This is a genomic window from Microvirga sp. GN3, assembly GCF_055792825.1.
On sequence record NZ_JBVVAK010000010.1, the window covers coordinates 32,176 to 56,999 of the forward strand.

Here is a 24,824-nt window from a genome sequence, read left to right on the forward strand (position 1 = left end):
GCCGATTCAAAGGAAGGTTTCTACCCCCATCATGTCCCATGCAAAACCCCGCCTGATCGTCATCGATACAGATCCGGGAATCGACGATGCCATCGGCATCCTCCTGGCCCTCTCCTCGCCGGAGCTTTCGATTGCCGGCATCACCACCGTGGCCGGCAACATCGGGATCGAGACGACGACACGCAATGCGGGCCGGCTTCTGGCCTTCGCGGGCCGGGAGGATATTCCCGTCTTCGCAGGCGCTGCAGCACCTCTCTCGCGTGAGGGGCCGGAGCCGCTGAACCTGCATGGTGAGGACGGCATCGGCAGCGTGAATCTGCCCGAGCCCGTCCGCGAGCCCGAAGCCCGCCCGGCCGTCGAATGGCTCGCGGAACTTTTGCTTAAAGAGCCGGCGGGCACCGTCGATGTGCTGGCTCTCGGACCGCTCACCAATCTGGCGCAGCTCGTTCTCGAAAAGCCGGATGCGGCGAAGCGTATCGGCCGGATCGTTGCCATGGGAGGCGCTGTCCACGAGCGCGGCAATGTGGGTCCGCGCTCCGAGTTCAACCTCTGGGCCGATCCGGAAGCGGCGGCGACCGTCGTGGAATCGGGGTTGCCGCTCGTGCTCATCCCGCTCGACGTGACCCGGCGCGTGCGCGCCTCGCGTGAGTTTACGGATGCCCTTTCGAAAAGCGGAGAGTCTGCGGCCGCGATGGTGGCGAGCCTCATCGAATCCTATTTCGAGGCCGCGACGCACCAGGAGAGCCGCCCGCTGCACGATCCCTGCGTGATGCTGTTTGCCCTCGCGCCCGATCTCTTCCGTCTCGAAGAGCTTCGCCTGAGCGTCGATGTCGGCGCAGCCGAGAACGCGGGAGCGCTCGCAATCGACGAGAATGGATCTCCGGTCCAGGTCACCCTGGGGGTTGATGCACCTGCCGCTCTCGATCTTCTCGCGCGGCAGCTGACCGCTATCTAGAGGATCGGACGAATTCGAGAGCATGCGATGCACAATGACCCGACCAAGCCGCCGGAACCGGACGAGGAAACCATCGCCTTCGCCCAGCGCGTCTTCCAGCATGCGCGGGCAGGGCAGGTGCAGGAACTCGGCGACTTGCTGCGCATGGGCCTGCCACCGAACCTGCGCAACGAGAAGGGCGACTCGCTCCTGATGCTCGCGAGCTATCACGGCCATGCCGATGCGGTGCAGCTTCTCATGGAGCATGGCGCCGATCCGGAGCTTGCCAACGACCGCGGGCAGACGCCGCTTGCCGGCGCTGCCTTCAAGGGAGACATGGCGACGATCTTGAGCCTTCTGGACGGTGGAGCGGACGTCAATGGCCGCAGCGACGGTGGAAAGACGCCGCTCATGATCGCGGCCATGTTCAACCGCAGCGAAATCGTCGAGGTTCTGCTCGCGCGCGGCGCGGATGTGCAGGCGCGGGATGCGGGCGGCCTGACCGCCGCGCAGCTTGCCGGTGCCATGGGAGCGGCGGAAACGGCGGAGCTGCTCCTGCGGTTCTAGGTCCCGCTCGAGGCCGGCTTGCAGGCCGTAAGAAGACCGTAACGCATCGAGCCTGTGGCATAGGCCAGCCAGATGCGCGGGAGGCTCAAGGCGAAGATGCGGTTCTTGGAGCGCGCATCGAGCAGGTAACGCCGATAATGCGAATGGGTCAGGAGCTTCTTCGCGACCCGTCCGGCGCAGACAGACCAAGTGCGTCGCACCTTCGCGCTGAGATCCTCGAACCCCTCGATCCTGAAGCCGGCCTTTGCTGCCCAATCGCAGTATTCCGCCTTGGTTCCCAAACCCGGCAGCCGACCTTCGCGGCAGATCGGCTCCAGCAGATAACGTTCCTCCCATGGAAGAGCATTGTCACGGGCGAGCCAGGCGTAGATGGCCAACCGTCCACCGAGACGAAGGACTCTATACGCTTCGTCGAAGAACCGTTGCTTGTCCGGCATATGCTCCGAGCTTTCGATGGCGATGACATGATCGAAGGTGTCATCCTCGAACGTGTTCGTGAGCCAATCCTGCCGCATGAAATGGAGAAGGGGCGATCCGGCGGCGCGTCGCTCCGCCTGCCGCAGTTGCGCCGAGGACAGAGTGATGCCGGTGACCTGCACGCCATGATGCGTGGCGAGCCATTCCGCAGTCGCGCCGTAGCCGCAGCCGATGTCGCAGATGTGCTGTCCGGGCTCCAACGCCAAGCCGTCCGCCAGATGCGCAATCAGTGCTTCGACCGCCCGATCCGGCGTCTCGTGACCAGTGATCCAGAGGCCATGATGGACGTGCTCGCCCCAGATCTCGCGATAGAACGGATCGAGTTCGTCATAGTGCTCGGCAACGTCCGCGGAGGTCTGGATCTGCCGTGGAACGATCATCGGGTGATACATGCTCCGGTCACGGAGGTTTCCTGCACCCGGGTCAGTAATGTCATGTGGCGCATAGCGTCAGGCCATACGCGACAGAGATGAAATACGGCCTGCCGGCCTAGGCGATAGCGCACGGCGGCGTTCAGGGCGGATGCGAAGTGGAGCGAGCGTTGAATGTCCTCCCGAAGCCGGCGGTGGAAGATCGAGCTGGCTTGCCCCTGCGCGAGAAAGGTCGAGGCGGCGAGGCAGCCGCTGTGGAGAGCGATCGACATGCCGTCGCCAGTGAAGGAGGGGATCACGGCGGCTTGGTCGCCAACGCGGAACAGACCCCGCGGCTCCCCGGGATCCGTGGCATGGAGATAGCCGTAAGGGATCTGGAAGATCGACAGCGGCCGTTCGAAGAGCGGCTCTGCACCCTCCATGCGCTCGCCCAGATGAGGGCATTCATGGGCGATGCGGTCGAGCAGCCCGCCCCAGCTCTTGCCGATATCGTCGAAATATTGTCGTGTCACCACAAGGCAGAGATTGGCGATGCCGTCTTCGACGAGCTGCAGTCCGGCGTAGCCGCCAGTGAAAAGGATCACCTCGACACAACCTTCAAGCGCGATCTGTTGTGCTTGGGCCAGCCGATAATGCCCTTTGAAACCGATGAGATCGTTCATCGTGCCTCCTGCCCATCGCTTGGCACCGCGCACATCATGCTTGCCCGATGCCAGAAAGAGGATCTCCGTCTGGATTCCGCCATAGGTGCCCGCATCGAGGCAGATGCCTGTGCCCTCGGGCGAGATCGCTTTCACGGCGACGCCGCGGAGGATCTCGGCTCCACGGGACATAGCCTGCTGCAGCAGGGCTTCGTCCAGGATCTTGCGCGACAATCCGCGGGCGCGGAAAGGCAGATCCGCCTCAGTCGAATATCGGCCATGGGCGAGGCGAATGTGCGCGATGCGGCTTGCTCCCAGTCTGTCGAGGTCGATGCCGAGATGGGCCAGATAGGTCTGCGCCTCGATGCTCAGAAACTCTCCACAGACTTTATGCCGTGGCTCGGGATCGCGCTCGATCAGAAGTGCACAGCGTCCTGCGTCTGCAAGGATGCAGGCAACCGATGCACCGGCAGGACCGCCGCCGACGATCACGATCTCTTCGTTGCGTTCTCCGCTCATTTCAAACGGCTCACGCAGAGGCGGAAGGATGGATACCAGCGGATCCGAGCCGCTCCGGGTTCGATGCCTGCGGAAGCCAGGATTGCCTCCCAATCCTTCCGACGGAAGCTGCGGGCTATCGAGATCGGCCCGTCATGCTGGACGAAGCGATGCCATCCGGCGGCCCAGGACAGAACGCGGAAGAAATGGAACGGGATGGGATGGCGGTAGAGATCGGCGATGAACCAGCCGCGCGCGGCGACCTGCTCTATCCAGCGAACGAAGTCTGCAAGCTCCCCGTTCGACATGTGATGCGTCGTCTGCGAGCAGATGATGAAGTCGATCGGGTGCTCAGGTTTGAAATCGAAGACATTGCCGGTCCGGTAATCGATGGAAACACCAGAGGGCGTCGCAGCGCGGGCAATCGGCTCGCTCATGGGATTGAGATCGACTCCGATCAGGTCGACGGGCCGGTTCCGACGGCGGCTCCATTCATGGATCCGCCGCAGCAAGTCGCCGTATCCATATCCGACATCGAGAATCGTCACGCGCTCGTCTGACGCGAGGGAGCGGGTTGCCCGGTTGAGCCATTTGAGAATCGGACCATGGGTCATGGTCACGACATTGACGGTGGCGAGGTCCTTCAGGCAGGCACGGTAATCGCCGAGGCTGACGGACTCGGTGTCCATCCACTCGGTCTCGGGGCTGCGTTCCGCGAAGCTCCGGCCCATGGTTTGCTTCTATCCGGCAAGGGTGAAACGGAAAGTCTCGGCCACCAGTCCCGGGCCGAATGCCATTCCGAAGCCGTTCGATGTGGGCGGGGCATCCTGCATGATGCGCCCGAGGACGAACATCAGCGTGGCGGAGGACATGTTGCCGAAGTCCCGCAGCACTCCGCGCGACCAGCGCAAGGCCTCGGGGCCGAGATCGAGCCCCTGTTCGACCGCATCGAGGATGGTCCTCCCACCGGCATGCACCGCCCAGAGGTCGAAATCGTCCTTATGCTGCCCGCGCAGGATACCGCCGTCGTCGTTGCGGGTGGCCTCGTGGCGAAGGGCCTTCTCGATCTGCTGGGGCACCTGCCCGGACAGGCTCATCTCGAACCCGGCATCGCCGATGCGCCATGTGATGAGGTCGCGCGTATCCGGAATGGTCGTGACGCGGAAATCCTTAAGCGCGATCCCTTCCGGTTCCGCCGAGACGAGGCTTGCGGCGCATCCGTCGCCGAAGAGCAGGGCGCTGAGGATCACTTCAAGGTCGGAGGTCTCCTGAAGGTGGAGCGTGCAAAGTTCCAGATTGACCACCAGAACCTTGGCCGATGGCTCTGACCGGACGATGTGGTGGGCGACCTTGAGCGCATTGACGGCGGCGGCGCAGCCCATGAATCCCACCATGGTGCGCTCGATCGATGGATTGAGGCCCAAACGCTCCAGGATCTGCTGGTCAAGTCCCGGAGTTGTAAATCCGGTGCAGGAAGCGACCACCATGTGGGTGATGGACGTGAGATCCTCATTCAGGTCGAGAGCCTCGATGGCCTGCTGCGCGAGATCGACCGCATGGGTCTCGAAACGCTGCATGCGGGGGCCTGTCCCGGCAAACTGCCCCGGTTGGAAAAAGCCTTCCCGATCGGCCGCTGCTTCAAGGTTCTCGCTGGGAGTGAGGGTCGAGTAGCGATGCTCGATGCCGGACCGCTGGACCATCCGGCGGAAGATCAGCTTGTCCTTCCGGTCGGGTAGAAACTGGTCGACGAAGCCGATGAAGGTCTGGTGGACATCGTGCTGTGGAACGGCTGTGCCGATCCGGTTGATATATGTGCCTGCCAAGGGAACCACCCTGCCAACCTTGGCCCTGACTCCTGTACAAGCACTCAGAGCCTTCGAGATCGAAGATAATAGGGCAGCCCATAGCGGGAGGAAACAAAGGCCGGCGCAGAAGTCGCACCCGTAAGATCAGAGGGCCGTCAGTGCGGTGTCGGTTTGGCCATCGCTCCGGGCCGGGCAAGCTCGGCCGAGGGCGTTGCCTGGGGCTGGCCGCGCTTAAGAGTCTGTTCCCGTGCGAAAATGAACAGCCCCGCCGCAACGACAATGAAGATGCCGACCAGCGCCAGCGCGTCAGGCCATTCGTCGAAGAACAGCGCCCCGATCGCCAGTGCCCAGAGGATCTGGCTGTACTGCGCGGCCCCGAGCCGGTCAGCCGGCGCGTACATGGTCGCGATGATGAACAGAGCCTGAGCCACGAAGGCGGTGGCAGCAAAGGCGAGCAGCAGCACCCATTGATGCATCGTCGGCCAGGCGAAGCCCGGAATCATCAGGATTCCGGCCAGAACGGTGGTCGCGAGAAAGACGGTACCGATCAGGGTGAACCGCTTCTCCGTGTGACCGATCATCCGGCCCGTGATGACGCCGCCGGCCGCGCACAGGGCGGTGGCGAGGGCGGCCAGATGACCGGGGAGGAATTCCTTGAAACCCGGGCGCACGATGATCAGCACGCCAATGAAGGCCGCACAGACGGCCAGTCCACGACGCCATCTGACATGCTCCTTCAGCACGAAGATCGAGAGAATCGTGACGAGGCTGGGCATGAGGAACAGAAGGGCGAAGGCCTCTGCGAAGGGTAGGCTGCGGAAGGCCATGACGCTGAGCGGCGTCGTGATGGCGATCAGGAAGACCCGTAGCCCCATGAGCCAGGGTCTGTTCCACCGCACGAGGTCCACGATCCTATCGCCGGGCTTCATGAACACGGGCGACAGGAGAAAGGGGATGAGATATCCGAAGAAGGTCACCTCGAACGGGTCAAGGCCATGCCCGATCTCCTTCACCACCGCATCGCCCCAGGCGAAAACGGCAAAGGCGAGGAAGGCAAGGATGATACCTTTGACCATGTTCGGACAATCCCGTGGGAGGGCGACGGCAGGAGGCGGAAGGAGTAGCGGTTGCGATCGGCGCGCCCGGACGGGATGGGAGGATAAGGGAATTATCTCGGCATGACGAGGCGAGGGCGCCTGCGCTCAACCACTACGACCTTAGGCCCTTCGCTCCGCTCGTGCATGGGGAAACGCTCGGGCAGACGCTCGGGACGGCGGATCTGGGATGCCGATCGCAGGACGACGGGCCGCACCTCGTCGTGCGAAAGCCCCATCAGTTGTGCGGCGATCTCGACTTGGCTTTCGATATCATCCGTCAGCCCCTGAGCGGCGACAACCGCCTCCTCAAGGACAGGAGGTTCGACGCGCGTCACGCGCCGGTTTCGGCTCTCGGAGGATTTCTTCTTTGCTAGCATTGGGCTTCTCCTGCGCAGACCCCTTAACCCATTGAACTTCCGATTGCGTAGTGCGCGATTGAGACGGCAGGGCTGCGCTCAGCGCAAGCGAGGCCGAAGCCCTGTCGCTGCTGTTGAACGCGGCCCGGAGAAACTTTGATCCACGGCAAGCCGCTAAAAATGCCAAGGCAGAGCGTTTTTGCCGCGCCCGCGGACAAAAGGCATGTGGGCCCTTGCCCTATGTGAATAAGGCCGATCTTGCCTGTATGAACGAACCGGGACTCGACCCTGCCGCTTCCGCCGGCCATTGAGCATTTGAAGGCGATGCCCTTCCCTGTGGTTGAAAGAATTGAGTTTTTGCGCAATGTCGTCCCGACGCAGCCGCCCGGCCCTGAATGAAAGGCATTCCCGTGTTCACAGCCAAGATTCTCCTTCTCGGATCGGGCGAGCTCGGCAAGGAGTTCGTCATCTCGACCAAGCGATATGGCTGCTACGTGGTGGCCTGCGACAGCTATCCGAACGCTCCCGCCATGCAGGTCGCGGACGAGTCCGCGGTCTTCTCCATGCTCGATGCGGAGGCCCTCCGCAACGCCATCGAGAAACACCAGCCGGACTTCATCGTACCGGAGATCGAGGCGATCCGAACGGAGGTCCTGCAGGATTTCGAGGACAAGGGCTTCACGGTGGTTCCCTCCGCCCGGGCCGCGTCGCTGACCATGAACCGGGATCGCATCCGCGATCTCGCAGCAACCGAACTCGGTCTGCGTACGTCCAAGTATCGCTATGCGGAGAGCCTGGAGGAGGTGAGGGTGGGAGCCGAGCACACCGGCCTGCCCTGCGTGATCAAGCCCGTCATGTCCTCATCCGGCAAGGGGCAGAGCACGGTGCGCACGGCCGATCAGCTGGAACAGGCCTGGAACGACGCCGTGGCGAACATGCGCGGGGACCGGAAGAAGGTGATCGTGGAGGAGTTCATCGCCTTCGAATACGAGATCACGCTGCTCACGATCCGTTCCCGCGAGGGCGTCTCCTTCTGCGAACCTATCGGTCACTGGCAGGAGCGAGGCGATTATCAGGAATCCTGGCAACCGACTCCTATGACCGAGAAACTGTTCAACGACGCCAAGGACATGGCCCGGAAAGTAGTCGACAATCTCGGTGGTTACGGGATCTTCGGGGTCGAGTTCTTCATCACCCGTGACGAGGTGATCTTCTCGGAATTGTCGCCACGCCCACATGACACGGGGCTCGTGACGCTACTTTCCCAAAACCTGTCAGAGTTCGACCTTCATGCCCGCGCCGTGCTGGGCCTGCCGATCCCGCCGGTCCGGTTGCACGGCCCCACCGCCTCGGCCGTGATCCTGGCCGATCGCGAGGCCGAACGATTCACTATTGAAGGATTGGCGGAAGCCCTCGCCTTGGGCTCGGCGGATGCGGACGTGGAGGTGCGCATCTTCGGGAAGCCCACGACTCGCAGGCACCGCCGCATGGGTGTCGCATTGGCCTCCGGGGGGACGGTGGAGCAAGCGCGCGAGCGGGCGCGGCAAGCGGCGGCGAAAGTGCAGATCAAATACGAGACCTGAGCGGACGCTTAGAGCATTTTTCGGCGAACCGGATCCGGTTCGCCGAAAAATGCTCTAAGCAAAGAAAAGAACAGCTCTAATCGACCTCTCACAGGGCATTGCGGCCTTCGAGCGCCACATAGGCCACAGTTACACGGTGAGTGGTTAGAGTATCGTTCAGAGCGAAAAACCGGGTCCGCTTTCCACTGGTGTGGCCCTTCGGTTCCGCACGATGCGCTAACCTAACGGCGCCACTAGATGATGTAGAAGTGGCTGTATTTCAGCTCAAGACCTGCCTTGATCTTGGCGAACTCCACTGCCTTCTTGGCGCCCGAGCCATCCGCATCATAGGACAGGACACCCGCCTTCTTGTTGTAGATCAGGTGGTCGTTCTTGTCCTTGGCCGAAGTGCCGATTGTGAAGAAGTCCTTCTTCATCTTGACCGGCTTCGATGCCATTCCTTTGCCGAGATTCTTGAAGATAGCGTTATCGAGATAGAAGCTGTCGTCCCTCACGCTGAAGTCGCTGACGCTGTCGAAGTTCACCTTCCGGTCCGTCGCAGCCGTTCCCAGCTTCGTGTCGAACACGAATTTGTCCTTGCCGGATCCGCCGGAGAGAATGTCGTTGCCGAAGCCGCCGGAGACCACGTCATTGCCCTGGCCGGCCTTGATCGTGTTCTTGCCAGCATTGCCGGCGATCACATTGTTCAAATTGTTGCCCGTGATATCGATGGCCGTATCGCCCGAGGCCGCCACGTTTCTGACATCCGCGGCAAGGGTCAGGCTGCTGGACGTCACCAGCGTCGTCTCGTCCAGGAGCCACTGGAGATCTCCGGCAAAGGCCTGAGGTAGTGTGATCCCCTCAGGGATGTCGTCGCCGAAGATGTAATCGACACCGCCTGTGCCATACAGCCTGTCGGAGCCGCTTCCACCAACGATGAGATCGTCGCCGCCATTGCCATAGCTGATATCGTCGCCTGTTCCGCCGAGCATGGCATCGCGGGTGTTGCCGCCGAACAATTGATCGTCACCGTCCTTGCCGTTGAGGCCGTTGACGCCCTCATTGCCGTAGAGGTTGTCATCACCTGAGGCGCCGATCAACTTGTCCTTGTCGTTGCCTCCATAGCGGTTCAGGTCTTTGCCCAGCTCGCGCCACTCGTAGCTACGAAGAGCGACCTGCCGGTCGTCGTTGGACTGGGAACCTGCCGGTTTCTTGCCGGCCATGCCCAGAAGCTGAGAGAAGCTGAGGACCGTTCCATCAGACAGCTTGATGGCCGTTGCCGTGCTGGTGTCCAATCCCGAATAGTCGTTGAAGAGGATGGCGCCGCCATCGCTGAAGGTCAGCGCGAGCTTGTTGTGCTTGGGGGTGTCGATCCAATTGGCGATCTTGCCGACCCAGGTCGCCTTGATATCCGCGAGGGAGTAACCGGTCAGCTCGATGACATCGTCGCCCGGCCTGAAGTCCCAGATCAGGTCGACGCCATCGCCCTTGGCATAGCGATAGGTATCGCGGCCGTCATTGCCATAGAGATTGTCGCCGATGAGAACCTTGTTCAGTTTTCCATTGCCGGGATTCCAGGCGATCTCACCGCGATCGGTCCCGCCATAGATCGTGTCGTCGCCGCCTTCACCCTGCATTTCATCGTTACCGCTGCCGCCATGGATGAAGTCGTTGTCGTCGCCGGCTTCGATCAGGTCGTCATTTCCTGCGACGGGAGGCGTGATGATCACCGGCGGCGTGGTCTCAACCTTATACAGCCCGGCGTCGATCGCTCTGACGTCCTTGTTGGTATCGTCGATTTTGTAGGCAGCCGTGCGCCCGGTTATTGCATCGGCGTCGCTGTCCTTGTCGTCAGAGCCGATGTCCTTCGCGGTAAACTTGTACGTGCTGCTGTCGAATTGGACCTCATAGGACCCATAGGACAAGTTGTCGAACAGGTAATCGCCAGCATCCCCCGTCGTGGTCTTGAGAACACTGCCACTCGCGCCGATCAGCGTGACCTCGATCCCCCTGACGCCAATTTCCTGACCGTCGTCGTCCTGCACGCCGTCCTTGTCGAGATCCAGCCAGACCCGACCGCCGAGAGAGCCGGTTGGGGCCGGCGGTGTGATGGACGGTGCCACGGGAGCCAATCCCCAGAGCTTGAGGCTGTCGCCGCGGTTGGACCCTGCCACGCCCACGCTCGTGAGCCGCGCGCCGAAGCCTTGTTGAGCAAGGTGCTCGAGCGTCAGATCGTCGGTAGCATGATTGAGGAGGAAGGTTACCGATTTAACATCGTCATGCCCGATGCCGGACGTTCCGATGCCAACGCCGACATCGTACGGCGTGAGCGGACGCCCGTTCATATTGTCGCTGTTGCTGCCCTCCGGAACATCCTTGACGCCCTCGGCGCCGAGTGCGATCCCCTGAATGTAAGGCGCGCTGCTGCCCAAGCCTGTGATCGACAGGCCATTCAGCCAGGTTTCGTCGGCGGAATTATTGTCGATGCCTGCGATGTGAAAGAAGATACCTCTGATGTCAGCAGTATCCACATCGCTGTCGCCGTCGTTATCAAAGACAGCGGCAGTCACTCTCAACGTTCCATCATCGAGTTGCTCGATGAGAAACTTGATCGCCGGGCTCCCGATCTCGTAGACGGTTCCGCTGTTCCCGATGCGCTCATTCTGATCGATAATGAAATCGATGGAACGCACAACGCTCGACATGTCTCAGCCCCTCAAATCAAGAGCGAGCCGGTGTCAGCGCAATATGAGCCAGGACGAGCTACTCTGGAAGATAATCTACCTATCAACTCTGACTCTGCCCTAAAGTCAATAACAGTCAAAATGAGAACCGAATTGTCCGCTGGCTTTGGCGTTCAGAATGTTACTTAGTTTCGAAAGGCTCAGTCAGTCCTGTTTTGATGATTCTTCTTGGACAGTCCTGCGCTTAAGCGCGCCTTGATCTCTCCGATAATAACGTTGAGTTCGCGCTGGAGGCGGTTCAGTCGAGACAACAATTCACCGTCTGGCATCCCCGTCGGATTGGGTCGGGACTCACCATTGGGGGCGGTGTGCGTCATGCTGCGCAACTCCTCCAATGTTGTTGGGCCGATATTGGGGACGGTCAGCCATTGGGCATCTGAGATGCTGGCAACTTCGCGGATGGTGGGGCACCGTCCTTGAAATTCCGCCAGGATCGCTCCCCGGACGCGTCCGGAGCATTTCTCGATTGGAAATGGATCGTCCAAACCCATCTCACGCCCTCGCACACCTAACAGTGAGATACCGTCAATCAACGCCCGAACCGCCTTGGAACTTAGCTTTTTAGGACACTCCATGCGTACCGATTATACGGGGAAAAGAGCAGACGACCTTAAGGAGATGACGGCATGCGTAAGGAGTAGCCAAATTGGTGCTGGCTAAGGCTTTGCGATTTTTGCGTTTATCCTGGGACCCTAAGGATTAAGCCGCTCTTCCTGGCAGAACGCCGGGGCGTAGACGGCTCCAAGACTCAGCCTTCCCGACAAGGACATCGTCCATCCGTGGCGTCCGGGGCGATTTTCTGAAGATTAATCCGGTACATGATCATTATTAGCCGGCAACCTTATTGCCGTCGCGCCAAATGGCCGGTAAGCAGGGAGATTGTGCCTTATCTGTCGAATCCAGAGGATTGAATGTCTGCAACCTCCGTCTTGATCCACCTTTTCGGTGAGATTGCCCTGCTTCTATGGGGCATCAACATGGTCAATAGCGGGGTTCAGCGCGCCTTCGGCAGCGATCTGCGCTGGATCCTTGGGATGGCACTGAGGACGCGCCTGCAAGCCTTTCTCGCCGGTGTCGGCGTGACGACGGTTCTGCAAAGCAGTACGGCGACGGCCTTGATGGTGGCCTCCTTCACGGCAGGCGGGGCGGTCGACATCGTGCCGGCTCTGGCCGTGATGCTCGGAGCGAATGTGGGCACGACGCTCATTGTGCAGGTTCTGTCGTTCGACGTGTCCCTGATTTTTCCCGCTCTGATCTTCGGCGGCTTCGTGGCCTACCGGAGGGGGAGGACGAGTCGGACTAAAGATCTGGGTCGAGTCGCTATTGGTCTCGGATTAATGCTGCTTTCGCTGCACCTCCTAACCGATACGATACGGCACATCGAGTCCTCCGCGATCCTCAAAGAGGTTCTCACGGTTGTCGCTTCCGATCCGCTGATCCTGGTGCTTCTGTCCGCAATTTTTGCGTGGCTTGCCCATTCCAGCGTCGCCGCCTTGCTGTTCATCATGTCGCTTGCGGGCGCTGGCGTCATCGATGCACACTCAGCCCTGGTAATGGTCCTGGGCGCCAATCTCGGCAGCTCTCTCAACCCCCTGCTGGAGGGCACCGGAGGAGATCCCGTCAAACTGCGCGTGCCGTTCGGTAACTTCGCCATGCGGGTGATCGGCTGCCTCGTGACATTCCCGCTGATCGATCCGATCCTGTCGGCGATGTCGGCTTTCGATCCGCATCCGGCGCGTCTGGCGGCGAATTTCCACACGCTGTTCAACGTTGTGGTGGCTGCGATCTTCATCCTGCCGCTGCCTTGGATCGCACAGCTTTTGCTCAAGATCTTTCCGGAGAAGCTCCGCGCTTCCGATCCGGGCACGCCGCAATATCTCGACAAGGATGCTCTCGATACGCCCTCCGTCGCGCTTTCGAACGCGGCCCGCGAAGTCCTGCGCATGGTCGATACGGTGGAAACCATGCTGCGGAGTTCTCAGGATCTCTTTCGCGAGGACGATATCAGCCGGGTCGATCAGGTGAGTCGCACGGACGACGTGCTCGACCGGCTCTTCAGCGCGATTCGCCGCTATCTGAGCTCGATCAACCACGAGGCCTTGAGCGAGGCGGAGGCGAAGCGTCTGTCCGATATTCTCGCCTTCGCCATCAACCTGGAACATGTGGGCGACATCATCGACAAGAACCTGATGGAATTGGCAGCCAAACGCATCAAGAATCATCTGCGCCTGCCGAAGGACAGCCTGGACGATATCACCAGCATGCATGCGAAGCTCCTGGAGCATCTACAGCTGGCAGCTTCCGTACTGATGTTCCAAGACCACGGTTCCGCGCGCAGGCTCGTTGCCGAGAAGGAACGATTCCGGGATCTTGAGCGCGCGGTCGCACAGAAGCATCTCGAACAGCTTCGGTCCGGCAGGACTATGGGCGATACGAGCGCGATCCAGCTCGACATCGTGCGAGATCTCAAGCGAATCGAGGCACATATCGCCTCCACAGGGCATTCGCTCCTCGAGGAGAGCGGAGAGCTTAAGCCCAGCCGCCTGACGTCCTGACCAATGGGCTATCTTTCTCGTCCTTCAGGGCGCGCCAATCCATGTAGCGGATCGGCTCCGGGAGACCGATGTCACGCCTCTCGTGATCGGAGAGATGGCTCAGATCGGCGATGATCGGTCTCTTTCTCGGATGGTCTGAACGGAACCAGAGCTTCAGGCGCAGCCAAACGCTCTCGACGCTGCGAAGGCGGCGGGCATCTTCGTATCTCATCATAGCCTACCGTGGTTGTTTGTCGGGGCCTCATGGCCCTCGGTGATGGGATTGAAGATGCGCCTGCCGGGGGAGCTTGACAAAGCAAATGCCAATGGGCTGGCATAAGGTAGCCTTATGGATCGTCATGTCTAAACTGCCGTCAAAACTTCCCCCGATGAGCGCCGTCAGAGTCTTCGAGGCGGCCGCCCGCCATCAGAGCTTTACCCGTGCGGCTGAAGAGCTCGGCATGACGCAGGCTGCCGTGAGCTACCAGATCAAGATCCTCGAGGATCGCGTCGGGGCGCCGCTGTTCATCCGCTTGCCGCGTCAGGTGACGCTCACGGCGAAGGGCAGGAAGCTCGCTCCGGCCGTGACGGAAGCTTTCGAGGCCCTGCGCAATGCATTCGCAGGCGTCGAGGAGGTGGTCCAGTCGACGCTGTCGATTACCACTCTCTCGACCTTCGCATCGAACTGGCTGGTTCCGCGTCTGGGACGCTTCCGGCAGCTCCATCCCAATATCGCAGTTCAAATCTCCGTCTCGACCGAGATGATCGAGTTCACGCAGAGCGAGTTCGACATCGGAATCCGAAGCGGCACAGGAGACTGGCCGGGTCTTGAGACGCATGTTCTGTTTCCCAACCAGTTCGTACCCGTCTGCAGCCCGGAGTTGCTCCAGGAGGTCGACCTGCGAGAGCCCGTGGATATTCTCAAACTTCCGCTCATCTCACCGAGCGATCCATGGTGGCAGGATTGGTTCGCGGCGGCCGGATTGAAAGATGTCGATCTCTCGCGGCGTCCGGACAATTCGCTTGGGGTGCAGCAGTTCGAGGGGATGGCGGCCATCGCAGGTCAGGGTGTGGCGCTCATCAATCCCTTCTTCTTCCCTGACGACCTGGCGTCGGGCAGGCTCGTGAAACCGTTCGATCTCCTGGCGATGACGGATCGGAGCTATTGGCTGGTCTATCCGAAAGCCCGCAGACGCTCCGCCAAGATCGAGGCTTTCCGCGACTGGGTATTGAGCGAGGTGGCGGGCGACAGCGAGAGAGCCTCTCCCACGGCCCAAATGCAAACCGGGGCCTGAAGCCCCGGTTTCGAGAGAGTACTACTCAGCAGCTTGAACCTCGGGAGGCTTGGCCTTCAGATGCACGAGCATGCCGATGAGCGCCCGGTCGTGCAGAACGACCATGCGTTCCTTGCCGTGCAGCCAGCTGACCGCATCGTCGATGGTCTCCGCATCGATCAGTTTGGCCTCGGCCAAGGCCCGCTCCGTTTCGATGACGCCGCGCTTGCGGGGCAGGGCGGGCGGAAGCATCGCCATATGGTTTTCCCTCAAGGTCGCATCCGCATAGATGGCCCGGAGGCTGTCGGCATCGTCGAAGCCGAAGGTGGCATTGCGGGCCTGCAACTCGTTGGCACGCATCGCAATGGCCGGCGGCCGATATTCTTCGGGCGTTCTCAGAAGTCCGAGCCGTTTCAATGCAAGTCCTGCCCCGAGCTGGCCGCTGAGCCACGACAGCGGGATTGCGAGCAGGAGGCCAATGATCGTGGGCGACATCCATAGGAACAGGGATGTGGCGATCATGAAGGCGGAGATGCCGGCCAGCGCGCCGAGAACCGTATGCGCCCGATGGCGACGGACGATATCCTTGAAGGGAATGGAGCCGTCGTCGCGACGCTGCGGCTGCCAGCCGGTGTCGCGTCCGAGCAGGATCTGGAACACCGAGCCCGACTGGATGAGCATCAGGATCGGCGCCAGGAGCGCCGAGAGGATGATCTCGATCGTTGACGAGATGATCAACCGGATGCCGCCGCCCGAGGCCCTACGATCATCACCACGAATGAGCATCAGCAGCAGTCCGAAGACTTTCGGTGCGAGCAGGATGCCCATGGTCAATGCGAAGAGCGCCAAGGCTCGTTCGGGGTCGAACCGGGGCCAGATCGGATAAAGGCGGAAGTCGCGGGCGAAATATTCCGGCCGGATGTAGGTCGTCTGCAGGACGAGCGCGATACCGACGATCAACTGGAATAACCAAAACGGCGAGGCCAGATAGGACATGATGCCGGTGGCGAAATGCTGCCGCGTCGGCAGCTTCAGTCCCTTGGCCCCGATGACCCGCATATGCTGCAGATTGCCCTGGCACCAGCGCCGGTCGCGGGCTGACAAATCGATGAGGGATGGGGGACTCTCCTCGTAGGAGCCTTGGAGATCCGCCAGCATGTAGACCGACCAGCCGGCGCGCCGCAGCAGCGCCGCCTCGACGAAGTCGTGGCTCAGGATGTGCCCGCCGAAAGGAGGCTTGCCCTTCAGGTCGGGCAGGCCGCCATGATCCGCGAAGGCCTTGGTGCGGATGATCGCGTTATGGCCCCAATAGTTGCCGTCGCGTCCCATCCAGACCGCAAGACCCATGGCGATGACCGGGCCCGTCACTCGCGCCGCGTATTGCTGGACGCGGGCGAAGAGCGTGTTGCGGTTGATGATGAGCGGTAGAGACTGGATGATGCCGGCATCGGGATCGGCTTCCATGGCGGCGGCCAGGCGCACGATGCACTCGCCCGTCATGAGGCTGTCGGCATCGAGCACGAGCATGTGCTCGTAATGGCCACCCCAGTGCGACACGAAGTCGGCGATGTTGCCGGCCTTGCGGTGGTGGTTCTTCTGCCGGTGGCGGTAATAGAACCGCGCTCCGGGCCCCAGACGTTCCCTTAAGGCCAGGAAAGCCCGCTCCTCGGCGACCCAGGCATCCGGATTTGTAGTGTCGGAGAGAATGAAATAGTCGAAATGATTGCCAAGACCTGTCGCCTGAACCGATTCATAAATCGCTTCCAGAGCGGCAAAGGTACGGTCCGTCTGCTCGTTGTAGACGGGCATGACGATGGCGGTGCGCTGCTGCAGCGAGGTGGGCAGCGGTCCCCGATGGCCTGGGCGCCTGAGCAGGGCAAAGAAGCCCAAGAGTGCACTGGTGAACGCGATTGCGATCCAGGAAAAGTTGATCGTGAACAGCGCCACGAGCACCCACTGAAGCGCAGTCGTGCGGCTCACCGACACGACCTGATACATCTCGTAGGTGCCGTAGGCCGTCAGCAGCAAGCCGCCTCCGAAGACGAAGAGACGGGCGAGCCAAGTCCCCATCCGGGGATGCTGCAAAAGTGGCTTACGCTCCTCCGGTTCCGACCAGCGCCGAAGCGACTGGGTCGGCATGTCGAGGTGCTTCTCGGGGGGCATAGAAGATGCAGGCCGCTCGAGGGCGGCTACATTCGGGTTTGAGTCGGGACTTACGGTGTCCAACGATAAAGCCATGTCTCGCTAATCGGTTTCCCGCCTGCTTCAAGGATCAGGCGCATCTCACACGCGTTTTCGTTGCCCGGGTCAAGCTCGAACGCAACGCGTACTGTCTTTCGCTCCGGATATGGCAAAAGTTTGAGGTTCTGGAACGTCCCAGGGGCAACGGTTAGGACCGATTTAAGGTCCGCCGGCAAATTGTCACCCAGCATATCTCCGGAAAAGTCGACCGTGAAACGCCGCCGGCGGCCCCCGCTGCCTCGGCCCGAGCGCGTGGCCGATACGGTTGCGAGTGGCGGACGCTCAGGCGAGTTCCATCCCCAATACTGCCGATACGCGACGGCAACCTCTGATCCGGCCGCCATCGGCGCCTTCGGGCGCCAATAGGTGAGAATGTTGTCGTTGATCTCGGCGTCGGTGGGAATTTCGAGCAGCTGAACGCTGCCCTGACCCCAATCGCCCAATGGCTCGATCCAGAGGCTCGGGCGGCGTTCGAAGCGCTGGTCATCGTCCTGGAACGATTCATAGGAACGATCCCGCTGCAGAAGGCCAAAACCGCGCGGGGAATTGTCGACGAAGGCCGAGATCTGGAGAGTCTCGGGATTGTGCAGCGGACGCCACAGCCATTCGCCCGAACCGTTCAACATCTGAAGCCCGGAGGAATCGTAGACCGCAGGACGGATATCGTCCGAGTTCAGGAGATCATTCGGTCCGTAAAGGTAGGTCGACGCAATGCCGCCCAGGCCCACGTGCTCGAGGTTGACGCGAGGGAAGAGAGTCATCTCCACATCGACGATGGTCATGTCGCCCGGACGGAACGTCATGCGCACCGCGCCCGTGGTCGATTCCGAATCGAGCACGCCATGCACGGTAATGGTATTGCTGCCCACGGCGGGGCGCTCGAGCCAGAACGCCCGGAAGACCGGAAATTCCTCACCGCGCGCTTCGGCAGGCCGCAAGGTCAGCGCTCTCGCAATCGCGCCGTAGGTCTGGCCGCGAGCGATCGCCCGAAAGAAGGTGCCGCCTTGAACGAAGGCGAAGTCGAATGGCTTGCCGTTTCCGAGCTGCGCGATCAGCTTGAAGCCTGAATAGCCGATATCCGGTATATTGTTCGGTACCGTGATGCGGCCGTAATCGAACTGAGTTGGGCTGAAGGCGAGCCGGCGGACGGCTCCATCCTCCACGAGGTAAAGGTCGACGGCATCCCTGAAGACGAAGCCGCGGTGAAGTGGCTCCACGGAGATGCCGCGGGCTTCCGTGCTCCAGATCGCCGGCTGGGTATATCGGATGGCGGAGTACTGCTCCTGATTCAGATTGCCGAAGACATCCGGCAGATCATTCGGGGGCGGCACATAGGGCTTCTTCGAGAGCTGCCGTGCGATGTCGACCACAACCGCCGGATCGAACCGCTGATTCTCGCCCATCCTCGCTGAAATCGTCGCTTGGGGTGTTTGGGCTCGGACGGCTGGCGCGTATGCGAGCCCGGCGACGGAGACGCCGATATAGGCCAGCATGTCGCGCCGGCGAGGATGGAAGGGGGACGGACCCCTTGGCGAAACCGGCACAGCGATACTCTTGTGTGAACGAGGCTCTTCAGCCAGACAGTTGGAATGCCTTATACATATCGTCAATCGTGAGCATGAAGTAAACGAGGCCACAGGCGGAAACCGCCTCATTGCTCATGAAATGATTGCCGAAATACCTCTTCTGATTTAGCTCGACGGCAAAGTGCCACCGGATTGAAACTGTATGACCTCGATTGATGCCTTCAAGACGCCCTCGTCCCGGAGCTGTCTCGCCATCGTGCTGGCCGCCGGTGAGGGCACCCGGATGAAATCCGGAAAGCCCAAGGTCCTGCATCAGGTCGCCAACCGCTCCATGGTCGGACATGTGCTCGCGACCCTCACGAAAGCCGGCGCCACGAGCGTCGCTGCGGTTATCGGACCGGATCGTGAGGATGTAGCGAAAGAGGTGCAGAAGAATTTCCCTGAGGCTCGGATCTTCGTTCAGAGGGACAGGCTCGGCACCGCCCATGCGGTCCTGAGCGCGCGGGAGGCTCTGGAGCAGAGTGCGGACGACGTGATCGTCGCTTTCGGCGATACGCCGCTCGTCCTGGCTGAGACCTTCGCCAAGCTGAGGGCGCCGCTCGCCCAGGGCGCCGGCGTGGTTGCCATGGGGTTCGAGGCCAAGGATCCCGCGGGCTATGGCCGCTTCATCACGTCGGGCGATGAGCTGTTGGCCATCCGTGAGCACAAGGACGCCAGCGAGGCCGAGCGAGAGATCACCCTCTGCAATGGTGGCCTGATGGCGATCCGCGGCGACCTGGCACTGACTCTGCTCGACCGGGTCAGAAACGACAACGCCAAGGGTGAATACTATCTGACGGATATCGTCGAGATCGCCCGCGAGCTCGGGCATCGGACGGCCATCGCCGTCGTGCCGGAAGAGGAGGTCCACGGTGTCAATGATCGGGCCCAGCTCGCGGCCGCCGAGCGCATGATCCAGGACCGTCTGCGCCACGAGGCCATGGCTGCCGGCGTGACTCTCGTTGCACCCGAAACGGTCTTCTTCAGCCATGACACCCAGCTCGGCCAGGATGTGATGGTCGAGCCGCATGTGGTCTTTGGTCCCGGCGTGTTCGTGGAGGCGGGGGCTGTCGTTCACAGCTTCAGCCACCTGGAAGGCACGCGGATTGCCTCCGGGGCCGGTGTGGGCCCCTTTGCACGACTCCGTCCCGGCGCTTCCATTGGCCCCAAGGCGAAGGTCGGCAACTTCGTCGAGATCAAGAACACAGAGCTAGGCGCCGGCGCCAAGGTGAGCCACCTGACCTATCTGGGCGACGCGACCATTGGGGCCGAGGCCAATATCGGCGCCGGCACCATCACCTGCAATTACGACGGCTTCGGCAAACACCGGACCCAAATTGGCGAGGGAGCCTTCATCGGCTCGAACTCCGCGCTCGTGGCACCCATCACGATCGGCAAGGGCGCCTTCGTCGGTTCCGGCTCGGTTATTACGGACGACATCCCGGATAACGCCTTGGGTCTCGGGCGCGGACGTCAGATCGTAAAGGAAGGCTGGGCTCTCGAATTCCGGGCAAAAGCCCTGGCGGCCAAGAAGAAATAAGGCCGTTTGTCACAATAGGTTACGCAAGTTGATTCCGCTGTGAGGTTGGGCCTCTGTAAGAGAGGCATCAAGCTTAGCGCTGTCGAATTGGATCAAGGAAGCTTTTGGGAATGTGCGGAATCGTTGGAATCGTCGGGAAAACCCCTGTCGCGCCACAGATCGTGGAGGCTCTCAAGCGGCTTGAGTACCGGGGCTACGATTCTGCCGGCGTCGCAACCTTGGAAGAGGGGCGGCTCGACCGCCGCCGGGCCGAGGGCAAGCTGCGTAACCTGGAGACCAAGTTGTCACAGGCCCCCCTGTCCGGCGTCATCGGCATCGGCCATACCCGTTGGGCGACCCACGGCAAGCCGAACGAGACCAACGCTCATCCCCACGCAACCGACAAGCTGGCGGTGGTTCATAATGGCATCATCGAGAATTTCCGCGAGCTGAAGACGGGGCTTGAGGCCAAGGGCATTCGGTTCGAGACCGAGACGGATACGGAAGTGGTGGCCCAGCTCGTCACTTACGAGATCCGCCAGGGCCGCCTGCCCATCGAGGCGGTTGCCGTGACCCTGCCGCGTCTGCGCGGCGCTTTCGCCCTCGGTTTCCTGTTCTCGGGCGAAGAGGACCTCCTGATCGGCGCCCGCCATGGAGCGCCGCTCGCCATCGGCTACGGCGAGGGCGAGATGTATCTCGGCTCCGACGCGCTGGCACTCGCGCCATTCACCGACGAGGTCGCCTATCTGGACGACGGCGACTGGGCCATCCTGACCCGCAAGGGCGCCGATATCCGCGACGAGTCGGGCAAGCCTGTGCACCGGACCCGCCACAAGATCCCGGTCGGCTCCTTCCTCGCCGACAAGGGCAATTACCGCCACTTCATGGCCAAGGAGATCCACGAGCAAGCCGAGGTCGTGGGACGCACGCTTGCGCATTACGTCAACTTTGCCTCAGAACGGGTTGAGCTTCCTCTCGAATTGCCGTTCGACTTCAAGGATCTGAAGCGCATCTCGATCTCGGCCTGCGGAACGGCCTATCTGGCCGGTCTGATCTCGAAATACTGGTTCGAGCGCCTCGCCCGCATCCCGGTCGAGATCGATGTGGCGTCCGAATTCCGCTACCGTGAGGCTCCGCTCCAGCCGGGCGGGCTTGCACTCTTCGTATCTCAGTCGGGTGAGACAGCGGACACGCTCGCCTCGCTTCGCTACGCCACGACGGAGAAGCAGCATACGCTCTCTGTCGTGAACGTGCCGACCTCCACCATGGCCCGGGAGAGCGATGTCATCGCTCAGACCCTCGCCGGCGTCGAAGTGGGCGTGGCTTCGACCAAGGCCTTCACCTGCCAGCTCACCGTACTCCTGTCGCTGGCCATCGCGGCCGGCCGTGCCCGTGGCACGTTGAGCGCGGAAGATGAGAGGGAACTGGTGAATGCTCTCATCGCCATTCCCGGTCAGATGACCGAGGCGATGAAGCGCGAGCACCAGATCGAAATCCTCTCCCGCGATCTCTCCAAGGCGAAAGACGTGCTCTATCTCGGCCGCGGCACGTCGTATCCGCTCGCCATGGAAGGAGCCCTGAAGCTCAAGGAAATCTCCTACATCCACGCGGAAGGCTATGCGGCGGGCGAACTCAAGCACGGCCCCATCGCGCTCATCGACGAGACGATGCCGGTCATCGTGATCGCACCGCACGACAACATCTTCGAGAAGACCGTCTCGAACATGCAGGAAGTGGCGGCCCGCGGCGGTCGCATCATCCTCATCACCGACGAGCGCGGCGCGCTGGAAGCCGGTCTCGACACCATGGCGACCATCGTGATGCCGTCCGTGCACCCGATCGTGGCTCCGATCCTCAACGCGGTTCCGATCCAGCTGCTCGCCTATCACACGGCTGTCTTCATGGGCAAAGACGTGGACCAGCCGCGCAATCTGGCGAAATCCGTGACGGTGGAATGAGCGTCGGCAACGCGACTGTCATTCCGGGGCGCTGCAGGCGAGCCCGGAATCCATAGCCGCTGCCGCGCAGAATTAAGTACAACGCCGCTCGCTCATTTCTGAGGCGTCGTGTTTATGGATTCCGGGTTCCGCTGCGCGGCCCCGGAATGACAGTGAAGCTGTTTCAGCCCGCCCGCAGCAGCCGGATCGCCGCATCCCGCTCGAACATGTAGAGCAGCACCCTCAACGCCTGCCCGCGTTCGCTGACGAGATCTGGGTCGCGGTCTACGATCAGGCGCGCGTCGTCTCTCGCCGCGCCGAGGAGGTCGCCATCCACCTCGAGACGGGCGAGCTTGAAGCCGGGCGTACCGGACTGGCGCGTGCCCAGCACCTCACCTTCGCCGCGCAGGCGCAGGTCCTCCTCGGCGATGCGGAAGCCGTCCTCCGTCTGGCGCATCATCTCGAGCCGCGCCTGGGCGACCTGACCGAGCGGGCCCTTGTAGACCAGAAGGCAGGTCGAGGATTTCGAGCCGCGGCCGATGCGTCCGCGCAGCTGATGGAGCTGCGCGAGGCCGAAGCGCTCGGCGTGCTCGATGACCATGATCGTGGCGTTCGGCACATCGACGCCGACCTCGATCACGGTAGTGGAGACGAGGATCTTGGTCTCGCCACTGGAGAAGCGCTCCATGGCGGAGTCCTTGTCCTTGCCGGCCATCTTGCCATGCACGAGGCCGACCTGATCGCCGAAGAAGCTTTTGAGCATGTCGAAGCGCTCCTCGGCGGCGGCGAGATCGATGGATTCCGACTCGCCGACGAGCGGACAGACCCAATAGACCTGATCTCCATTGGCGATGGCGCGCCCGATGCCGCCGACGACCTCGTCGAGGCGGTCGATGGCGATGAGCTTTGTGGCAATCGGTTTGCGGCCGGCCGGCTTTTCGCTGAGCACGGATACGTCCATGTCGCCGAAATAGGTGAGCGCCAGGGTGCGCGGGATCGGGGTCGCGGTCATGACGAGGATGTCGACGGCCTCACCTTTTGAGCCGAGCGCCAGACGCTGGTGCACGCCGAAACGGTGCTGTTCGTCCACCACGGCGACGCCGAGATCCTGGAACGCGACACCTTCCTGGAACAGGGCGTGGGTTCCGACCGCGATCTGGATCCTGCCATCGGCAAGCCCGGCAAGAATATTCCTGCGTGCCACGCCTTTCTCGCGTCCGGTGAGCAGCGCGATGGTCAGGCCGGCCTGTTCGGCCATCGGCGCAACGCGCTCGTAATGCTGGCGGGCGAGGATTTCTGTCGGGGCCATCATGGCTGCCTGGCGTCCCGCCTCGATGGCGCTCGCCATGGTGAGCAGGCCGACGACGGTCTTGCCCGAGCCGACATCGCCCTGGAGCAGGCGCAGCATCTTCTTGTCGGAGGTGAGGTCGTTGCGGATATCCTCGATGGCCCGGGCCTGCGAGCCGGTGAGCCCAAAGGGCAGGGCGCGTTTCAGGCGCTCGACCAGATGCCCGTCTCCGGCATTGACCCGGCCGGGCAGCCGGCGCATGCGGCTTCGAACCAGAGCCAGCGCCAGCTGGGAGGCCAGCAACTCGTCATAGGCAAGACGGCGGCGCGGGGCGGATTTGGCGAGCGCCTCCTCGGACAGCTGAGAGGCAGTGTCCGGCCTGTGGAGAGTAAAAAGCGCCTGCCGGAAATCGGGCAGGGCGTTCCGGTCGAGCCAAGCCGGATCCTGCCATTCCGGCAGCTGAGGGATCTTTTCGAGGGCCGAGCCGATATACTTGCCCACCATGCGCGAGGAGAGGCCCTCCGTCAGGCCGTAGACGGCTTCGACGGCCGGCAGATCCTCGATGCCGCGGTCGTCCAGAATCCGGTCCGGATGGACCATCTGGCGCCTGCCGTCCCATAGCTCGATCTTGCCGGAGATGTAGCGACGCTCGCCCACGGGCAGGATCTTTTCCAGGCGGGCCTTCTGGCCGTTGAAGAAGATCAGCGTCACGTCCCCGGTCTCATCCTCCACGAGGATCCGGTAGGGTGCGCGGCGGCCGGGCGGTGGGGCGCGGTGAGCGACGACGGTCACGGACAGCGTCACCGGCTCTCCGACGGGAGCGTCCGCCACCGATCCCTTCATCTCGCGCGAGATCCCGCTGGTCGGCACGTGGAACAGCAGATCCACGACGCGCGTAGGCTTGCCCGGCTCGCCGAGGAGGCGGTCGAGCAATGGGGTAATCTTCGGTCCGACGCCGGGCAGGGTGCTGGCAGGAGCGAACAGCGGATCGAGAATGGAAGGACGCAATGACATTCAAATGGGTGGCAACGGTGAGGGAGATGGTTATATAGCGGCCAAGCCGCCCGGAGGCGACGTTATCTTTGATTGATCGGAGCAATGTCATGAGCGGAACGACACGCAGCAGCGCCGGCCTCGACACCCGTCGCAGGCAGATCTTGTACCGCTCCTGGCACCGGGGCATGCGGGAGATGGACCTGATCATGGGCCGCTTCGCGGATGCGGAGATCGGCGAGCTCTCGGACGAGGATCTGGCCGAATTCGAGCGCCTGATCGAGGTGACCGACCGCGACCTGCTCGGCTGGATCACCGGCGAGATCCAAACGCCCTCCAATTACGACACACCCCTGTTCAATAGGCTGAAGGCGTTCCACACGTATACCTCGCCGATCCATAGCTGAGAGAAAGAGGTGTG

Annotated in this window: 20 protein-coding genes; 8 read left to right on the forward strand and 12 right to left on the reverse strand. The window is 61.9% G+C overall.

Annotation, left to right across the window (positions count from 1 at the left end; all coding sequences use genetic code 11):
• The first annotated feature begins 31 nt into the window (after window positions 1–31).
• Both ACS5Q1_RS07365 and ACS5Q1_RS07370 read left to right on the forward strand, forming a co-directional pair.
• Complete coding sequence (locus ACS5Q1_RS07365; protein ID WP_473097551.1) at window positions 32–955, forward strand: nucleoside hydrolase; 924 nt, start codon at window positions 32–34, stop codon at window positions 953–955.
• Window positions 956–982: 27 nt separating this feature from the next.
• Window positions 983–1,501 (forward strand): ankyrin repeat domain-containing protein, encoded by a 519-nt coding sequence (locus ACS5Q1_RS07370; protein WP_203439650.1) that lies wholly within the window; start codon window positions 983–985, stop codon window positions 1,499–1,501.
• On the opposite strand, the gene ACS5Q1_RS07375 is transcribed toward ACS5Q1_RS07370, so the two are convergent.
• The 6 genes from ACS5Q1_RS07375 to ACS5Q1_RS07400 all read right to left on the reverse strand — a co-directional run bounded on the left by ACS5Q1_RS07375 (window position 1,498) and on the right by ACS5Q1_RS07400 (window position 6,767).
• The gene (locus ACS5Q1_RS07375; protein WP_473097552.1) at window positions 1,498–2,358 is read right to left on the reverse strand and encodes an SAM-dependent methyltransferase; all 861 of its coding nucleotides are present in this window, start codon (window positions 2,356–2,358) and stop codon (window positions 1,498–1,500) included. The genes ACS5Q1_RS07370 and ACS5Q1_RS07375 overlap by 4 nt on opposite strands.
• A complete protein-coding gene (locus ACS5Q1_RS07380) occupies window positions 2,355–3,509 on the reverse strand; it encodes an NAD(P)/FAD-dependent oxidoreductase (protein WP_473097553.1) in 1,155 nt (384 codons plus the stop codon). Before ACS5Q1_RS07380 ends, ACS5Q1_RS07375 begins: the two co-directional genes overlap by 4 nt.
• Complete coding sequence (locus ACS5Q1_RS07385) at window positions 3,506–4,219, reverse strand: methyltransferase domain-containing protein (RefSeq protein ID WP_473097554.1); 714 nt, start codon at window positions 4,217–4,219, stop codon at window positions 3,506–3,508. Before ACS5Q1_RS07385 ends, ACS5Q1_RS07380 begins: the two co-directional genes overlap by 4 nt.
• Before the next feature lie 9 nt (window positions 4,220–4,228).
• Window positions 4,229–5,320, reverse strand: coding sequence for a type III polyketide synthase (locus tag ACS5Q1_RS07390; protein ID WP_473097555.1), 1,092 nt, complete (start codon window positions 5,318–5,320; stop codon window positions 4,229–4,231).
• A 128-nt stretch (window positions 5,321–5,448) separates the two neighbouring features.
• Complete coding sequence (locus tag ACS5Q1_RS07395; protein ID WP_473097556.1) at window positions 5,449–6,369, reverse strand: DMT family transporter; 921 nt, start codon at window positions 6,367–6,369, stop codon at window positions 5,449–5,451.
• Between the two features lie 92 nt (window positions 6,370–6,461).
• Window positions 6,462–6,767: a hypothetical protein gene (locus ACS5Q1_RS07400; RefSeq protein WP_203439645.1), complete on the reverse strand. Its 306-nt coding sequence runs from the start codon at window positions 6,765–6,767 to the stop codon at window positions 6,462–6,464.
• A gap of 389 nt (window positions 6,768–7,156) precedes the next feature.
• Here ACS5Q1_RS07400 and purT point away from each other — a divergent pair, with 389 nt between their 5' ends.
• Window positions 7,157–8,329, forward strand: coding sequence for a formate-dependent phosphoribosylglycinamide formyltransferase (gene purT / locus ACS5Q1_RS07405; RefSeq protein WP_473097557.1), 1,173 nt, complete (start codon window positions 7,157–7,159; stop codon window positions 8,327–8,329).
• Window positions 8,330–8,562: 233 nt separating this feature from the next.
• Here purT and ACS5Q1_RS07410 read toward each other — a convergent pair whose 3' ends face one another.
• Together ACS5Q1_RS07410 and ACS5Q1_RS07415 are read right to left on the reverse strand one after the other, a co-directional pair.
• Window positions 8,563–11,013, reverse strand: a complete 2,451-nt coding sequence (locus ACS5Q1_RS07410) for an SdrD B-like domain-containing protein (protein ID WP_473097558.1) — start codon at window positions 11,011–11,013, stop codon at window positions 8,563–8,565.
• 179 nt (window positions 11,014–11,192) lie between these two features.
• Window positions 11,193–11,543 carry a hypothetical protein gene (locus ACS5Q1_RS07415; RefSeq protein ID WP_203439642.1) on the reverse strand — a complete coding sequence of 117 codons (351 nt, stop codon included), beginning with the start codon at window positions 11,541–11,543 and terminating at the stop codon, window positions 11,193–11,195.
• Between the two features lie 420 nt (window positions 11,544–11,963).
• Between ACS5Q1_RS07415 and ACS5Q1_RS07420 the strand changes: the two genes are divergently transcribed.
• A complete protein-coding gene (locus ACS5Q1_RS07420; RefSeq protein WP_473097559.1) occupies window positions 11,964–13,607 on the forward strand; it encodes a Na/Pi cotransporter family protein in 1,644 nt (547 codons plus the stop codon).
• On the opposite strand, the gene ACS5Q1_RS07425 is transcribed toward ACS5Q1_RS07420, so the two are convergent.
• Complete coding sequence (locus ACS5Q1_RS07425) at window positions 13,582–13,821, reverse strand: hypothetical protein (RefSeq protein WP_473097560.1); 240 nt, start codon at window positions 13,819–13,821, stop codon at window positions 13,582–13,584. The genes ACS5Q1_RS07420 and ACS5Q1_RS07425 overlap by 26 nt on opposite strands.
• 124 nt (window positions 13,822–13,945) lie before the next feature.
• Here ACS5Q1_RS07425 and gcvA point away from each other — a divergent pair, with 124 nt between their 5' ends.
• Window positions 13,946–14,881, forward strand: coding sequence for a transcriptional regulator GcvA (gcvA, locus tag ACS5Q1_RS07430; protein WP_473097561.1), 936 nt, complete (start codon window positions 13,946–13,948; stop codon window positions 14,879–14,881).
• 21 nt (window positions 14,882–14,902) lie between these two features.
• On the opposite strand, the gene mdoH is transcribed toward gcvA, so the two are convergent.
• Window positions 14,903–17,098: a glucans biosynthesis glucosyltransferase MdoH gene (gene mdoH / locus ACS5Q1_RS07435; RefSeq protein ID WP_473097562.1), complete on the reverse strand. Its 2,196-nt coding sequence runs from the start codon at window positions 17,096–17,098 to the stop codon at window positions 14,903–14,905.
• A complete protein-coding gene (locus tag ACS5Q1_RS07440; RefSeq protein WP_473097563.1) occupies window positions 17,074–18,645 on the reverse strand; it encodes an OpgD/OpgG family glucan biosynthesis protein in 1,572 nt (523 codons plus the stop codon). The genes mdoH and ACS5Q1_RS07440 overlap by 25 nt, the downstream gene beginning before the upstream one ends.
• Window positions 18,646–18,829: 184 nt before the next feature.
• Here ACS5Q1_RS07440 and glmU point away from each other — a divergent pair, with 184 nt between their 5' ends.
• On the forward strand, window positions 18,830–20,206 hold the full coding sequence (gene glmU / locus ACS5Q1_RS07445) for a bifunctional UDP-N-acetylglucosamine diphosphorylase/glucosamine-1-phosphate N-acetyltransferase GlmU (protein ID WP_473097564.1): 1,377 nt from the start codon (window positions 18,830–18,832) through the stop codon (window positions 20,204–20,206).
• A 110-nt stretch (window positions 20,207–20,316) separates the two neighbouring features.
• Window positions 20,317–22,143, forward strand: a complete 1,827-nt coding sequence (gene glmS / locus ACS5Q1_RS07450) for a glutamine--fructose-6-phosphate transaminase (isomerizing) (protein ID WP_473097565.1) — start codon at window positions 20,317–20,319, stop codon at window positions 22,141–22,143.
• Between the two features lie 163 nt (window positions 22,144–22,306).
• On the opposite strand, the gene recG is transcribed toward glmS, so the two are convergent.
• The gene (recG, locus tag ACS5Q1_RS07455) at window positions 22,307–24,424 is read right to left on the reverse strand and encodes an ATP-dependent DNA helicase RecG (protein ID WP_473097566.1); all 2,118 of its coding nucleotides are present in this window, start codon (window positions 24,422–24,424) and stop codon (window positions 22,307–22,309) included.
• A gap of 89 nt (window positions 24,425–24,513) precedes the next feature.
• On the opposite strand from recG, the gene ACS5Q1_RS07460 reads away from it, so the two are divergent.
• A complete protein-coding gene (locus tag ACS5Q1_RS07460) occupies window positions 24,514–24,810 on the forward strand; it encodes an FAD assembly factor SdhE (RefSeq protein ID WP_473097567.1) in 297 nt (98 codons plus the stop codon).
• The last annotated feature ends 14 nt before the right edge of the window (window positions 24,811–24,824 follow it).

What these genes read in the sequence shown, in the direction of transcription:
- ACS5Q1_RS07400 (WP_203439645.1), bottom strand. Translation starts at nt 6,767, where the DNA reads ATGCTAGCAAAGAAGAAATCCTCCGAGAGCCGAAACCGGCGCGTGACG.
- ACS5Q1_RS07365 (WP_473097551.1), top strand. Translation starts at nt 32, where the DNA reads ATGTCCCATGCAAAACCCCGCCTGATCGTCATCGATACAGATCCGGGA.
- ACS5Q1_RS07385 (WP_473097554.1), bottom strand. Translation starts at nt 4,219, where the DNA reads ATGGGCCGGAGCTTCGCGGAACGCAGCCCCGAGACCGAGTGGATGGAC.
- ACS5Q1_RS07395 (WP_473097556.1), bottom strand. Translation starts at nt 6,369, where the DNA reads ATGGTCAAAGGTATCATCCTTGCCTTCCTCGCCTTTGCCGTTTTCGCC.
- recG (WP_473097566.1), bottom strand. Translation starts at nt 24,424, where the DNA reads ATGTCATTGCGTCCTTCCATTCTCGATCCGCTGTTCGCTCCTGCCAGC.
- ACS5Q1_RS07380 (WP_473097553.1), bottom strand. Translation starts at nt 3,509, where the DNA reads ATGAGCGGAGAACGCAACGAAGAGATCGTGATCGTCGGCGGCGGTCCT.
- ACS5Q1_RS07375 (WP_473097552.1), bottom strand. Translation starts at nt 2,358, where the DNA reads ATGATCGTTCCACGGCAGATCCAGACCTCCGCGGACGTTGCCGAGCAC.
- ACS5Q1_RS07460 (WP_473097567.1), top strand. Translation starts at nt 24,514, where the DNA reads ATGAGCGGAACGACACGCAGCAGCGCCGGCCTCGACACCCGTCGCAGG.
- gcvA (WP_473097561.1), top strand. Translation starts at nt 13,946, where the DNA reads ATGTCTAAACTGCCGTCAAAACTTCCCCCGATGAGCGCCGTCAGAGTC.
- glmU (WP_473097564.1), top strand. Translation starts at nt 18,830, where the DNA reads ATGACCTCGATTGATGCCTTCAAGACGCCCTCGTCCCGGAGCTGTCTC.
- ACS5Q1_RS07415 (WP_203439642.1), bottom strand. Translation starts at nt 11,543, where the DNA reads ATGGGTTTGGACGATCCATTTCCAATCGAGAAATGCTCCGGACGCGTC.
- ACS5Q1_RS07420 (WP_473097559.1), top strand. Translation starts at nt 11,964, where the DNA reads ATGTCTGCAACCTCCGTCTTGATCCACCTTTTCGGTGAGATTGCCCTG.
- glmS (WP_473097565.1), top strand. Translation starts at nt 20,317, where the DNA reads ATGTGCGGAATCGTTGGAATCGTCGGGAAAACCCCTGTCGCGCCACAG.
- ACS5Q1_RS07425 (WP_473097560.1), bottom strand. Translation starts at nt 13,821, where the DNA reads ATGATGAGATACGAAGATGCCCGCCGCCTTCGCAGCGTCGAGAGCGTT.
- ACS5Q1_RS07370 (WP_203439650.1), top strand. Translation starts at nt 983, where the DNA reads ATGCACAATGACCCGACCAAGCCGCCGGAACCGGACGAGGAAACCATC.
- mdoH (WP_473097562.1), bottom strand. Translation starts at nt 17,098, where the DNA reads ATGGCTTTATCGTTGGACACCGTAAGTCCCGACTCAAACCCGAATGTA.
- ACS5Q1_RS07410 (WP_473097558.1), bottom strand. Translation starts at nt 11,013, where the DNA reads ATGTCGAGCGTTGTGCGTTCCATCGATTTCATTATCGATCAGAATGAG.